Source organism: Streptomyces sp. NPDC020742, from assembly GCF_040641675.1.
Taxonomy (GTDB): domain Bacteria; phylum Actinomycetota; class Actinomycetes; order Streptomycetales; family Streptomycetaceae; genus Streptomyces.
The window spans coordinates 18,433-31,591 of sequence record NZ_JBFAEA010000045.1; the positions used below are offsets into that span (position 1 = coordinate 18,433).

Below are 13,159 nucleotides of genomic sequence, written 5' to 3' on the forward strand. Positions count from 1 at the left end.
ACCAGTCCCTCCTAGGCAGTTGCGGCTCGCTCGCCGGCAGCTCCCAGGAGCGCGTCATCAACAACCTGGTCAACCTGGAGGCGACCGAACGTATCTACGCGTTTGGAGAAGCGCTGGAAGCCCTTTCATGCTCAACGCCGCCTACTGCGGAGGGGTGTTCCTCTTCAGCCTGTACCTCCAACAACAGCGCGGGCAGTCCGCGCTGCACACAGGCCTGATGTTCATCCCAATGACAGCACTGGTCGCAGTGGTAAACCTCGCCTCAGCAAAGCTGGCCAGACTGCTCGGCCCACGAGTACCGATAGTGACAGGACAACTGCTCGCGACAGCCGGACTACTGACACTCCTCACAGTGGGCACACACACCCACGTGTGGCTGGCGGTGGCCCTGATGGTGCCGGTCGGCCTCGGCGGGGCACTAACCATGCCAGCACTGACCACCATGCTCCTCGACGCGGTACCCGCAAACCGGGCAGGCACCACGTCCGCCGTCCTCAACACCGCCCGCCAGACCGGCGGAGCCACCGCAGTAGCAGCCTTCGGAGCGCTCCTTACAGGGACACACGCCTTCCTCGCCGCAATGCGATGGAGCACACTACTCGCAGCAACCGGACTCGCATTAACAACCACCACAACACTCACACAACTGCGAACCGGGCGCCGCAACGAGGAAGCGTAAGATATGCCGCGAGCCAGGACATACCCGGAACACCCCCAGGCACAGCCCAGGAAGACCCTCGCTCCCCCGGTCCACGGACGGACACTGCTCCGGCCGGACCTGCCCCTCGTACTCGAAGCCCTGAGAAGTCCCGAGCCTGGCGTGGCCCGGGAGGTGTTGCTGCGGACGGATAGTCTGGGCGTCAGCAAAGATCGCACAAGGGTGGAGCACATGGCAGACATCATGGAGACGGCGGCGCGCAAGGTCTTCGAGCGCTACGACATCGACGGGGACGGCCTGGTCACTGCGGACGAATACCGCAAGGTGGTGGCGGAGTTGGAGGGCACGGAGATCACCGCGTCGCAGGCCCAGGAGCTGATCGACTCGCTCGACACCAACGGCGATCGCCAGATGTCCTTCGAGGAGTTCTGGGCAGGCATGAAGGGCTGACCCTGCTGCCTGTGGCGCGTGAGTGTGCCACAGAGGGTTGGCCGCCGGGCCCGAGGCTCAGCTGACGGCTCGTCCCCGGTTGAGCAGTCCCCGAACCGGCCAGGAGCCCAACGGGCTCTGGCAGTCTTGACTGGCGTTACACGCATGTGTCTAGTGCCGATCAGCTGTTCAGTCCCGCGCAGCGTGGCTCCGATTCGGGCTTCCCGGAGCGGAGCCACGCTGTTGTACTGGCAGACGTACCCGACTGTGGGCTCCTGGCCGCGTCCAACTCAGCTTCCTCGGCGGTTTGACCCACCTGGCGATGCGGCTGCGTCCCGGTGCGTCAGTACGTGTGGAGCCAGACGTCAGCGATCACGTCGGCGCCGTCATGGCTCTCCAGCACGACGCGTCGCGGCCGGCCAGGAGTGATGCTCGCCCGGGCAGGCAGTTCCCTCGCGTCCTACACGGCCGTGCCCTGAATCAGGATCCGCACCCTGGCCCCGCTCCGCACACCACACGTACCCGTGCAGTTGCACCCGTACAGCCGCACCCGTTCGCCTCCCTCGTTCAGTTCGGCGAACGTAGCCGGCCGGCGCGCCCCAGCCTGGCACCGGCCGCACCGGCCCTCTGCCGCTGCTCTCGCCGACTGCCTCAGGCGCCGTCTGGCCGCTGAGCTCGGAGCAACCGGCCTGGCACTTGGGCAGCGCGCCATGTCATCCGAGAGCGTCGGCGCTTCGCGCTTGAGGTGAGGCGCGGAGGTGCAAAATGCGAGTGAGGTTGCACGCGCTCGGTATCGGTGACGGTTCCCGTCCCGAGGTGATCCGTGCGGTGGCCACAGATGCGGAGACGCACGGCTTCGCGAGGCTCTGGTCGGAGAGCACGGGGTGCTCGTGGACGCTCCCGCCTCGCGCTACCCCTACTCCGCGGACGGCCGGATCGCCGTGCCCGCGGACAGCGGACTGGCTGGACCCGCGCTGCTTGCCCTGGCCTTCGCGGCGGCGGTCACCAGCCGGATCGAGCTCGCCTCCGGCGTACTCCTGCTGTCTGAGCACAACCCGGTCCTGGTCGCCAAGCAGGCCGCCACGCTCGACGTACTCTCCGCCGGACGGTTCAGCCTCGGGGTCGGGGGCGGTCGCGGCGGCCGACGTCCCGGCGCACCTCGCCGTTCTCGCCGATGAGTGCGCCCGCCACGGCCGCGCTTTTGACGAGTTCACGGTCGCCGTCGCGTTGAGCGACGCCGTCCCGGAGCGCCTCCCTGCACTCGGTGCGGCGGGCGTCACCGAACTCGTCGTCGTCGGCGCGCCCCCGCCCGCACCCGACGCGGCGACCACCTGGGTAGCGGAACTCGCCCGGACCTGGATTCGCCCGCAGGCATAGCCAGGGCCGGCCGGAGCACCAGCCGGATCAGGGCGCCTCTAAGGACACCTCTGGCTGGGCCGCGCTCGCCCGAAATGTGTCGAGCAGCCAAACGCACGACCTGTAGGCGGAGCCGGACGTGGGCGTGGACGCCAGAGCTGACGCTGATGTGGCGTGGCCGAGGAGTTCCTTGACGACGAGGTCGACGCCCTGCTCCAGGAGGGTCGCGGTCGAGTGACGAAGGTCGCGGAAGCGAACCCATCGGCGTCCGGCCCGGTACGCGAGATGTGACGGGACAGAGAAAATCCCCAAGAGGGCGCCACACCACCTCGACGTGGCCACCGCCGGCGAGCCAGTCCAGTTGGTACGGAAGCCATTGCGCCCCCTCGGGCCCTTTTCACGGGTCTTAGGTTCTAGCGGTCCTCGCAACACTCATGATCATGGGAGTTGCGAGGACCGTGGGCGGTAAGAGGCTCGATCCGGCGTTGAAGAAGCGTTTCCTTGAGCGGCTGGACGCCGTGGGGAGCGTGTCTCCCGTGGCTCGTGAGCTGGGCCTGAACCTGAATACGGCGTTCACGCTGGCCCGCAAGGCGGGCTTGAACTACGGGCACCTGGGGCACCCGCGGCGCGAGGAGTACATGAAGCTGCGGGCTCGGGGTGTCTCGCGCCGGGAGGCTGCCGAACGGGCCGGGGTGCATGTGCGCACGGCCAAGGACTGGGACAACGGCGTCCGGAGGTCCGGCAACGGACGGGTCTATCCCGACGGCCGACGTGTGAACTACACGACGGGAACCGTCACGATGTCCGGTGTGATCATGAAGGCACCGGTGAGGCCGGTGAGTCTCAAGTCCCTTGAGAAGAAGCTGCACCCGCGATTCCTGACGCTCTCCGAGCGGGAGCGGATACGCGACCTCCGCGCCGCCGGCCAGTCGTTGCGGGCCATCGGACGGGCCCTGGGGCGCCCGGCCAGCACCATCTCGCGCGAGCTGCGGAACAATTCGGGGACTGCCGGCTACCACCCCTACGCGGCACACAGGGTCGCCGCCGCGCGCAGGCCCCGGCCGAAGGAACGCAAGCTGCTGCGCGAGAGCCCGCTGCGCAACTTCGTCCAGGACGGCCTGCGCAGACGGTGGTCACCGGAACAGATCTGCCACGCTCTGACCAAGAGCATTCCGACAACCAGGACATGCGGGTGAGCGTGGAGACGATCTATCAGGCGCTGTATTTGCAGGCCAGAGGTGGTCTGAAGCGGGAAGTCCAGGCGGCCGTCCGCACCGGTCGCACGCGCCGCAAGCCGCGACGCGACCCGAGCCGTCGCACCCATCGGTTCAACGACCCGATGGTGATGATCAGCAGCCGTCCCGCCGAGGTCGAGGACAGGGCGGTGCCCGGCCACTGGGAAGGCGACCTGATCGTCGGCGCACACGGCCGGTCCGCCATCGCGACCCTGGTCGAGCGGACCACCCGCTACACCATGCTGGTCCACCTGCCCGGCAGCTCCCACGACGCCACAGCAGTCCGCGACGGCCTGGTCCGCACCGTCCAGACCCTTCCCCCGCACCTGCGCGGCTCTCTCACATGGGACCAGGGAACCGAGATGGCGCGTCACAAGCAGTTCACCATGGCCACCGGGATGCCGGTCTACTTCTGCGATCCCACCTCGCCCTGGCAGCGCGGCTCCAACGAGAACACCAACGGCCTGTTGCGCCAGTACTTCCCCAAGGGCACCGACCTGAGCCTGCACAGTCCCGAAGACCTCGAACACGTCGCGCAGGAACTCAACGGCCGCCCACGCAAGACGCTCGACTGGGATACACCAGCCGAGCGTCTACGTGATCTACTCACCACCTAAGCCAGGCAGTGTTGCAACGACCGCTAGAACTGAAGGGTGGTTCGAAGGGGCGCTTTTGTGCTCGACCGTTAGACGGGAATCAGTCGATCCACAGGTCGGTTAGCAGTGCTTCACCGTACCGGACTTGAGGGCCAGATGTCCGGTGTAGATCCATCCCTCATTCACCCGGACCCATTGATTCCCGGAACTGTTGATGGTGAAGCACCAAGCGTTCAGGTTGCGGCCCGGCGCCATGCTGGCCGTTGCCATGCAGTTTGAACCAGGCTCCTTGTAAGCCTTCGTGTAACCGCTACTGGCGACGACCACGACGACCCCGTTGGACTTGTCCCTCGCCGTCACGTGATCGCAAGACCTGGCGGCCGCCGCCTTTTCCGCTCCCACAGCCTTGGCGACGGTTGTGCGGGGCGCTGCGCCGGCCGGTGCGCTGACTCCTATGCTTCCCGCGAGCGCGAGCGCCGCCACCAGTGACGCCTGGGTCTTCCTGGCAGTCCTCTTGTTGTACGCCTTCATTTTTCTCCCCGTGAATGGCATCCATCGGATGCCAAAATTCCGCATTTGACGGTGCACCCGGCTGGTATCGCCGGGCGAAGCCAAGTTAAGCAGCACAGAACACGTATGCGCATGACTTTCGACGAGCTTCGAATCATCGCGCGATCCGGACTGAGGACCTTGCCCAGCGGCTGTCAGGCGTCGGGGGCCGAGCCCGGGCGGTCAGGGCGCCGGCGGCGAGGCGGGCCCGCTCGTAGCGGGACTTCGACCGCCGCAGTCCCTCGGCGGCGGTGCCGAAGCCAGTGCGACTGTCCCGCTCTCATCCCATGCCCGCCCCCATCTGTGCAGGTCAGAGGAGTGAGATCCCAGGATTTCCCAGCCCTCGCCCTCCGGTGGCCACCGATCAGGGCAACGGGCAACGGTGTCCACAGCCCATCCGCACAACTACGAAGGAGTGAGGACACCTTGAATGCACGAGCAGGACGAGCAGGACGATCAGCACTGGGCAGCATCGCGCTGCTGATGGCCGTCGGTGTGGCAGTACCGAACGCCATGGAGTCGGACGCGGCGGCCGCGACGCCGAGGGCTGCTGACCACGTAGGCGGCCTGGGATTCCGGCACGTCGCCGGCCAGGCGGACAACGTGTACTACATCGTCAACGGCCACAGCGGCAAGTGCCTCACGGTCAAGGGCGCCAGCACGGCCGACTACGCACCCGTCAATCAGTACCGGTGCGTGGGGGCAAAGAATCAGTGGTGGGTCATCTACAACCTCGGCGGCTTGTGGCGCCGCATCGAGAACTACCACAGCCAGAAGGCGCTGTCGCTGGGCGGCGGTAGCGACCGGAAGGGGACCGTCGCCGTCCAGGAGTCGTACCAGGACGGCACCAGCCAGCTCTGGTACTCCCAGCTTCCCAACGCCCAGCACTGGGCAGGCCAGTTGCAGCCCGTCAACGGCCACGACAAGTGCCTCGAGGTTCAAGGCGCTAGCACCGCTGACAACGCACCGGTGATCAACTGGCCGTGCAACCACAGGACCAACCAGGACTGGAAGGCGAAGGGGTGAGGGCCATGTCGGCACGCAACAGGGTGTTCACGGCGCTGGCAACCGGATCGGCCGCGCTATCGCTGGCCGGTCTCGCCGGCGCCCCCTCGAGCGCCGCTTCTGCCGTCCCGCAGGTTCAGGGAGCCTCCGTCCGGTATGTGGTGAACAACCACAGCGGCAAGTGCCTGACGGTGCGAGGCGCCAGCACGGCCAACAACGCGACGGTCAACCAGTACCGCTGCGTGGGAGCCCCCAATCAGCAGTGGGCCGTCGAACGGGGCGGAGGGGACCCCTCACTGGCCACCCTGGTGCTGCGCAACGTGCACAGCGGAAAGTGCCTGACCGTGCACGGCGGCGCAGCCAAGGGAGCCCGCCTCGACCAGTACGACTGCATCGCCGGAACCAACCAGGGCTTCAGCTACCTTCCGGTGACACCGGGCCATACCCCGCTCTACGCGCATCCGCTCACCGCAAGGCTTGCCGTCGACGTCCAGGGAGCCAGCACCGCGGACAACGCCCCCGTCATCCTCTGGCGCGACAACCACGACTCGAATCAGCGGTGGGACCTCACGCGTCACCCCTGAGAGCCCTGACCGCGTGCCCCTGAACCGAAGCGGACTCACGGCAATTGTTGGTCTGCAGCCGTGTCCGGCCCGGTAGCTGCTCCGCCGGCCTCGTGTCCAAGGGCGGATACCGTGGTGGCTACGATGCGCAATGCCCCGCCCCGACAGGTGCAATGCCGAGATCAGGGTGGGGCGTTGGCGGGGCGTTGCCGGACGCCCGGCGCGTCCTCGCCATGCTTCGGCTCGCTCGTCGTCAGCGGCAGCAGCGGCACCGGCACCGGCAGCATGACGCCCCGACGACCTGACGGCAGGTTACGGACTACCCGGCTTGCCCTGGCGTGTCGGCGCGTCCGGATTCCGTTCCGTACAGGCGCAGGAAGGCGTCCACGCCGCTCGTCACGATGTCGGCGGTCTCGGCTTCCGGCATCGGGAGGGCGCCGTAGAACGTCCGCTGGTTGACGTCCGTGATCGTCAGCAGATTGAAGTGGTTCGCGGCACCGTCGGCGTCGTCGAACGCGAGTAGGCCCCGGTCGGCGATCCGCTGGAGATACGGCGCGAGCCGGAGGTGGCCCGAGAGCGGTCCGGCCTCCTTCCAGTCCGCCAGCAGCGCGGGGGGAATCCGCGTGACCTCCGCCTCGATCGTCCGGACCAGCGCGAAGTGATCCGGGAATTTCGTCACCGCGGCCGCCCGCTCCATGGCGAAGGCGACGAGGTCGTCCCGTAGGTTCACGATCTTGCGCAGGTGCCGTTCCATGATCTCCGCGACGGCTTCGGACACCTGGTGCGCACCTTCCAGGGCCACCGAGTGGAACAGGTGCTCCTTGTCGGTGAAGTGGTTGTAGATCGTCCGCTTGGAGACACCGGCCTCGACGGCGATGGCGTCGACGCTGGCGCGGGAGTAACCCTCACGCCCGAAGACGACGCGGGCCGCCTGCGCGATCGCCCTGCGCTTCTCCGGCATCCCGCGCCGCTGCTCCGAATTCCCGTCCCGCATGCCCTGTCCCACCCTCTCGCTTCCGCCGCCACCCACCGTCGCCGGGCACCGCCCGCCGCCGGGGCCGAGCACCGCGGCGGGACCGGGCGTTCCCACGCCGGGCCCTCAGCTCAATTTATACCATGCAGTTTACTCATTACACTGCACGGTGTAGTTTCACTTCCGCTCCCACCAGCACGCCGCAAGGAGACACCGATGACGCATACGGCCAGCAACGACACGTCCAACGCCCCCAACTCCCTGGATTCCAGACGTAGTTCACCAGCCTGCGGCGGTACGGACCCAGCCCCGCCCCGCGCGCACCAGCGCTCCTACGAGGTACCCGCGCTCTTACTCGGCCTGCTGGCCACGCCCGCCGCCCTGAGCGCCAACAGCGCCACGACGACGCTCCCGGACATCGGCGAGGACCTCGGCGTACCGGTGAGCTCGGCGACGTGGATCGCCACCACCTTCGGCCTGCTGATGGCCGTGTGTACCCCACTGATGGCCGCGCTGCTCAAGCGCCGCGGCGTACGAGCAGTCGTGCTGGCCTGCGCCGCCCTGGTGGCCGCCGGCACCCTCCTGGTCGTCGTGGCCGGGTCCCTGCCGCCGCTGATCCTCGGCCGAGGCGCCCAGGCCATCGGCGGCAGTGGACTGGTCACCACGGCCATCACCCTCGCGGGTACCCCACGCCGCATGGGTGTGGTGACCGCCGGCAGCGGCATCCTCGGCTCCCTCGGCCCCCTCGCGGGCTCCCTGCTCACCGAGTTCGTGTCCTGGCACGCGGCGCTGTCGCTGTCCGCCCTCGCCCTGCTTGCCACGCCCGGCGTCATACGTACCGCGCCGGCACTCCCCGAGGAGGACCCGCGCACCCCCTTCGACGTCGTCGGCGCCGTCGTGGTGATGGCACTGGTCAGCGCGCTGGTGTTCATCCCCCGCTTCCCCCTCCCGGCGCTCGTCGGCGCCGCGGTCATGGCCGCGGTGCTGGTGGTGCACGTCCGCACCCGACCGGACGGCTTCGTCCCCGCGGCCGTGTGGCGCACCCCGGTCTTCCTGAGCGCGAGTGTTGTCGTGTGCGCCCTGTCGACCTCGTACTTCTCGCTGCTCTACCTCGTCCCCCGGTTCCTGAAGGACAGCGCGGGCTGGGACGCCGGGCTCGTCGGGGCGGGTACCCTCGTCGCGCTACTGACCGGCTCGGCCGCGTCCTGGCTCCTGGCGGCGTTCTCGACGCGTATGAGCCGCGCCGCGGTCCTCACCGTCCTCCTCGCCCTCGGCGCGCTCGCCCCCGTCACGGCGACGGTCACGCCCTTCGCAGCGCTGATGCTCGTCGCGTCCGGCGTATCGGTCTTCGTCAGCTCCTCGGGCCAGGCGACACTCTCGGTGTACGCCGCCGACTCCGTCCCGTACGGCCAACGACCCACCGCCGTCGGCCTGTTCACCCTCAGCTACCAACTGGGCGGCGCCTTCGGCCCTGCCCTGGCCACCCTCCTGCCCACCTGACGAAACCCACCCCCAGAACAGGTCGCCGGCCGACAGGCGGAGCTTCCCTGCCCGCCGGCCGGCGCCCCGCTGGCACCCACGGGCCCACGCGGAACCGACCGGACCGCGCCCGAGGCGCACCACGACCGCCTGAACAGGGAGAACCGGCGGAACCAGCGGAACCGGCACGCCCGCTGGTCAGGAACGCTGCACACCGTCATGCCCGCGGCAATACCGCCGCCGCGCCACCGCGCCGGTCACACGCCCAAAGGGGAGTTCAGGCGGTACGAGCAAGGGGATCGAGCAGGGGACGGTTTCCCCACCCGACGAGAGCGCAGCCAAGGGCGAAGAGGAAGGTGGCTTCGCCGGCCCCCAGGTACGAGAGGGGTTCGTGGAGGGGCCAGGCCCACGGCTGGGCCGATCCTCCCGGCCGGCGTCCGGCAGCAGCGCACGCGAGGGGCAGCGCCGCGACGCAGATCGCGGCGATGCCTGGTCCCACTGCGGCGCGGACGATGAGCGCAGTACCGAGGAAGCCGACACAGTTACGGGCAAGGGACAGGGCTTCGGGCCGGTCCCACAGGAGCTGGACTCCAGCTGCCAGCGCGATGGCCACCAGGGCGAACGACACGCACAGCGCCGCGTTGCGCCGGCCGTTGTGGCGCAGCGCCACCTGCTCGGTGACGGTGTCGCCGCGGCCGAGCCCGTGCAGGAGCAACACCACGGGGAACACCCCCAGGATCTGAGTCACCAGAAGCTGTCCGGAGGGGCCGGCCACCGCGGGGACGGGGATGGCCTCCTGGCGTACCAGGATCGCCATGAGGTAGACCGCGAGCAGAGCTGCCGCAACTGCGGGGACGCTCCTGGCCTTCAGCCACCAGATCATCGTGCCGACTCCCGAGTCTGGTGGGTGGGAACGGGCGCGGGGCGGGTCGTACAGTCCCGCAGGGCCTTGCTGTTGTGTCGGAACCAGGCCAGCTGCTGCGCACCGGCTGAGTGTCGTACGGCTGCAGCGACTGCGGCGTCCTTCTCCCCGTAATGGCTGGCGACCTCCTGCGGCGTGGCGCCGGCGGTCAGGGCGAGCCATGCTGCGGTGGGGCTGTAGGCGTCAGCGCCGGGGAAGGCGCTGTCCGACTGCGCACACGCCGGAGGGCCGGACGGCAAGAGGGCCGAACCCACCCCTGCGCGCACCTCGGACGGCGTGGGTTCAGGCCAGGAGCCGATGAACGCCGCCCCGTTGCCCGGGTGTTCTTCCATGGTGAGGGTGCCCGGTACGGCAAGACCGGCCTGCTGCAGACGCCGCCGCGCTTCGGCAGCACTGTGGCGGACCATCGCTGAGCTGCGGGAGAGCTCCGGCCACAGGCACACCCTCGGGTTGTCGCCAGTACACCGCAGCTCCTCTGCCGCCCGGGCGCCCACCGGATCGGCAGGCAGTCCGTAGGCCAGGGATCCGCTACCGGTCAGACCGGCCACCAGCGCTACCGTGATCAGAGCCCTGCGCAGGCGCGCTGCCAGCGCCGTCAAGGCGAAGGCAGCGGCCGCGATGACGCCGCAGGCCAGCACCACGGCACTCGCCTCGGCTCTCCCGTTCGGGACCTGGCCAAGGGAACAGCAGGAGGGCATGCCGCCGGTGACCATGTGGCGCAGCCACAGGGGTTCGATGGCGGCCGGGTACGCGGTCAGCACGAAGCTGAGGACCAGCGCGAGGGAAGTGGCCACGACCAGCGGGAGGCGCTTGCCGAGCAGGAAGCCGGCCATGGCGTGGGCGGTGAGCACGACCAGCCACACGACGGCCATGCCGACCGGCGGCATGCCGGCCCCAGGGTGGCCTGTGGAGATCGTCAGCGCAGCGGCCACGGCCATGCCGACGGCCCCCAGGGCGATGACGGGGAGCAACAGCGGAAGGGCAAGGGCCAGCCCCGAGCGGGTCGGTGCCCAGCCGGCCACATTGCCGCGGGTGAAGCGTGCACCCTCCCAGGCGCCGGCGGTCGCGCAGGCCGGGGCCACGAAGGGCAGCGCGAAGGTGGCAGCACCCCCGACGCTGGGCCAATACCCCGAGGTCACCGAGGCGGTGAGGTCGTCCGACAGCAGCACCGCGACGAAGGCGGCCAGCAGCGGAGCCAGCCAGGTGGCGGAGGAGGAGCGTGCAACAGTGCGCCACAGCACGGGTCACACCTCCTGGGCGATCAGCTTGGTGTAGGCGGCTTCGGCACGCCGCCCTTCCGGAGTGTCGGGAGCAGCGAGTGCGAGGAAGGTGCTGGTGTCGCCTTCGAAGCGAATCCGGCCCTCGTCGAGGACGACGACGTGGTCGTAGAGGGCGTCGAGGTCCTCGGTCTGGTGGGTGGAGACCACGACGTGGATGTCGGCCAGCAGGTTCGTCACCAGCTCGCGGAAGATCTGGCGCTGCGAGGGGTCAAGCCCCGCCGTCGGTTCGTCGAGCAGCACGATTTCGCTGTTGTGGACGAGAGTTCCCGCTATGCCCATGCGCCTCAGCTGGCCGCCTGAGAGCCGGTGGCTCTTCCGGCCGGCCAAACTGCTCAGCTTCACGCGCTCCAGAGCATCGCGTGACCGGTCCCAGGCGTCGGAGCGGGATAACCCTTTCAACCAGCCGATGTAGGCGACGTTTTCCCGTACGGTGAGTCCCGGCATGGGTTTGACGTTCTGCGGAAGCCAGCCCACGGCTCTTCGATAGACCGCTCGCGCCTTCTGTTGATGGGGGTCAATTCCCTTCCAGGTGATGGTTCCTTCGGTAGGAGAGAGCCATGACGCGGCGATGCCCAGAAGGGTCGACTTTCCCGCTCCGTTCGGACCGAGGAGGACAGTTGCCCTGTGATCGATGGAGAGATCGAGCCCATGGAGAACGGGTACCTTCCGGCCGTACCGGAAAGAACACTGAGTGAATTGCAGAGACATGCCATCCTTGCTTTCGCGAAGCTCACCCGAGCCGGCCGAGAACACAGCGCACGCTTCCACGCTGCCGGCCGATGTTTCCTCATCTACGAGACAACACATCATCTTGACGGGATGTGCGTTCGGCAGAACCTCCCCGCACCCCCGACATTCCCCTGCTCCTGTCGAGGCTGAAGCGGAAACTGAAGCAGCGGCTGAAGCAGCGGTCCCACGATGACATCGCCCAGGACTTCGTCGCATGGCAGACATCGTTCTTGGGTCCGCAGCTGCGGGCCAGCGCCGGCGTCCTCTACCGTGAAGCCATGCCGACCAGGCCCGTCCCAGCCCAACCCGTGCGTGCTTGTCTCACCACCCGCGACGGCCGACGCCTTTCCTATCTCGACTTCGGGCCGGACGGGGGTCGGCCTCTGCTCGCGCTGCACGGGCACCTTGGCGAAGGCGCCGACTTCGCCGAGCTGGCCGGTGTCCTGGGGCCGGAAGGGTGGCGGGTGGTCGCGCCCGACCAGCGGGGGCACGGTGACTCAGACCGGGCGGAGCGGTACGACCGGCAAGGGTATCTCGACGACCTCCGTCTCCTGCTTAGCCACCTGGGCCTCGACCACCGGCCCCTGCCCGTCCTCGGGCACTCCCTCGGTGCCATCAACGGCTACCACCTGGCCGCGGCCAGGCCCGATGCGGTCAGCGCTCTGATCAACATCGACGGGCCGGTGTATCTGCCCGTCGTGGACCCCGTACCGCTGTCCTTCCTTCTCGCACTGCCCTACACCGCCCCCACACGCGAGGAACTCCTCGCCGCCTGCGGCCCTCTGGCGCCCTTGCTGCAGGACGGGCTGCGACCGCACCACGACGGCTGGCGGCTCGGCTCTCACCCCAAGGACATGGTCGACTCCGACACCCGCGTACTCGGCGACCACTGGCACCAATGGTTGGACTCCCGCTGCCCCGCGCTGCTCCTCCACGGCACCGCCAGCACCGTTCTGCCCACGGCACAGGCGCGGGAGATGGCTTCTCGGCGCCCCGGCACCCTCCTGGTCGCGCTGGCGGCCGATCACTGGGTTCATCTACGGAAGCCGGCGGAGTCCGCAGCCGCAATCCGCCGGTTCCTGTCCACCAGCGGAGCGGGCTGCTGACGCGGCCGACCGCCTTGCCCTGGAAGGGCCCCGGGCTCCAGGCCCGCTCCCAAGCGGGGCGGACCGCCGGACGTTCCCCATCCCGGATCACCTCGCTTGTCGGTGCTCCGGTTCGCAGTGGTGCGACGGGAGGTGGCCTTACCTGTTTCGTCCGGGCGTGGCGAGTGAGGTGCTGCGCCGTTCCATGGCCTGCTGGTAGAGGCGGCCGGCGCGGTAGGAGGACCGGACCAGCGGGCCGGACATGACGCCGGCGTAGCCGATCTCCTCGGCCTCCTCCTT

At 68.7% G+C, this 13,159-nt stretch carries 13 protein-coding genes and 3 pseudogenes; 9 read left to right on the forward strand and 7 right to left on the reverse strand.

Annotated elements, in window-relative coordinates; genetic code table 11:
• Positions 1 to 127: 127 nt before the first annotated feature.
• From AB0G84_RS35545 to AB0G84_RS35560, 4 genes are all read left to right on the forward strand, one after another.
• Positions 128 to 679: an MFS transporter gene (locus AB0G84_RS35545; RefSeq protein WP_361330626.1), complete on the forward strand. Its 552-nt coding sequence runs from the start codon at positions 128 to 130 to the stop codon at positions 677 to 679.
• A gap of 210 nt (positions 680 to 889) precedes the next feature.
• Entirely contained in the window at positions 890 to 1,108 is a 219-nt protein-coding gene (locus tag AB0G84_RS35550) for an EF-hand domain-containing protein (protein WP_361330629.1), read from the forward strand.
• Between the two features lie 869 nt (positions 1,109 to 1,977).
• On the forward strand, positions 1,978 to 2,265 hold the full coding sequence (locus AB0G84_RS35555; protein ID WP_361330632.1) for an LLM class flavin-dependent oxidoreductase: 288 nt from the start codon (positions 1,978 to 1,980) through the stop codon (positions 2,263 to 2,265).
• 49 nt (positions 2,266 to 2,314) lie between these two features.
• Positions 2,315 to 2,464, forward strand: a complete 150-nt coding sequence (locus tag AB0G84_RS35560; RefSeq protein ID WP_361330665.1) for a hypothetical protein — start codon at positions 2,315 to 2,317, stop codon at positions 2,462 to 2,464.
• 100 nt (positions 2,465 to 2,564) lie between these two features.
• Here the strand turns inward: AB0G84_RS35560 and AB0G84_RS35565 are convergent.
• Positions 2,565 to 2,719: pseudogene (locus tag AB0G84_RS35565) on the reverse strand (site-specific integrase); the annotation flags it as partial.
• A 362-nt stretch (positions 2,720 to 3,081) separates the two neighbouring features.
• Between AB0G84_RS35565 and AB0G84_RS35570 the strand changes: the two are divergent.
• Positions 3,082 to 4,295: pseudogene (locus tag AB0G84_RS35570) on the forward strand (IS30 family transposase).
• Between the two features lie 99 nt (positions 4,296 to 4,394).
• Here the strand turns inward: AB0G84_RS35570 and AB0G84_RS35575 are convergent.
• Positions 4,395 to 4,805 (reverse strand): hypothetical protein, encoded by a 411-nt coding sequence (locus tag AB0G84_RS35575; RefSeq protein ID WP_361330635.1) that lies wholly within the window; start codon positions 4,803 to 4,805, stop codon positions 4,395 to 4,397.
• Between the two features lie 444 nt (positions 4,806 to 5,249).
• On the opposite strand from AB0G84_RS35575, the gene AB0G84_RS35580 reads away from it, so the two are divergent.
• Positions 5,250 to 5,849 carry an RICIN domain-containing protein gene (locus AB0G84_RS35580; RefSeq protein ID WP_361330638.1) on the forward strand — a complete coding sequence of 200 codons (600 nt, stop codon included), beginning with the start codon at positions 5,250 to 5,252 and terminating at the stop codon, positions 5,847 to 5,849.
• A 5-nt stretch (positions 5,850 to 5,854) separates the two neighbouring features.
• The gene (locus AB0G84_RS35585; protein ID WP_361330641.1) at positions 5,855 to 6,412 is read left to right on the forward strand and encodes an RICIN domain-containing protein; all 558 of its coding nucleotides are present in this window, start codon (positions 5,855 to 5,857) and stop codon (positions 6,410 to 6,412) included.
• Between the two features lie 298 nt (positions 6,413 to 6,710).
• Here AB0G84_RS35585 and AB0G84_RS35590 read toward each other — a convergent pair whose 3' ends face one another.
• Complete coding sequence (locus AB0G84_RS35590; protein WP_361330644.1) at positions 6,711 to 7,385, reverse strand: TetR/AcrR family transcriptional regulator; 675 nt, start codon at positions 7,383 to 7,385, stop codon at positions 6,711 to 6,713.
• Between the two features lie 195 nt (positions 7,386 to 7,580).
• On the opposite strand from AB0G84_RS35590, the gene AB0G84_RS35595 reads away from it, so the two are divergent.
• On the forward strand, positions 7,581 to 8,864 hold the full coding sequence (locus tag AB0G84_RS35595) for an MFS transporter (protein WP_361330647.1): 1,284 nt from the start codon (positions 7,581 to 7,583) through the stop codon (positions 8,862 to 8,864).
• 256 nt (positions 8,865 to 9,120) lie between these two features.
• Here AB0G84_RS35595 and AB0G84_RS35600 read toward each other — a convergent pair whose 3' ends face one another.
• The 3 genes from AB0G84_RS35600 to AB0G84_RS35610 are packed head-to-tail and all read right to left on the reverse strand — an operon-like array spanning position 9,121 to position 11,753.
• On the reverse strand, positions 9,121 to 9,726 hold the full coding sequence (locus AB0G84_RS35600; RefSeq protein WP_361330650.1) for a hypothetical protein: 606 nt from the start codon (positions 9,724 to 9,726) through the stop codon (positions 9,121 to 9,123).
• Positions 9,723 to 11,006 (reverse strand): hypothetical protein, encoded by a 1,284-nt coding sequence (locus AB0G84_RS35605; RefSeq protein WP_361330653.1) that lies wholly within the window; start codon positions 11,004 to 11,006, stop codon positions 9,723 to 9,725. Before AB0G84_RS35605 ends, AB0G84_RS35600 begins: the two co-directional genes overlap by 4 nt.
• Positions 11,007 to 11,009: 3 nt before the next feature.
• A complete protein-coding gene (locus AB0G84_RS35610) occupies positions 11,010 to 11,753 on the reverse strand; it encodes an ATP-binding cassette domain-containing protein (RefSeq protein WP_361330656.1) in 744 nt (247 codons plus the stop codon).
• A 299-nt stretch (positions 11,754 to 12,052) separates the two neighbouring features.
• Between AB0G84_RS35610 and AB0G84_RS35615 the strand changes: the two genes are divergently transcribed.
• A complete protein-coding gene (locus AB0G84_RS35615; RefSeq protein ID WP_361330659.1) occupies positions 12,053 to 12,880 on the forward strand; it encodes an alpha/beta hydrolase in 828 nt (275 codons plus the stop codon).
• 138 nt (positions 12,881 to 13,018) lie between these two features.
• On the opposite strand, the pseudogene AB0G84_RS35620 reads toward AB0G84_RS35615, so the two are convergent.
• Positions 13,019 to 13,159, reverse strand: a pseudogene (locus AB0G84_RS35620) (lipoyl synthase); the annotation flags it as partial.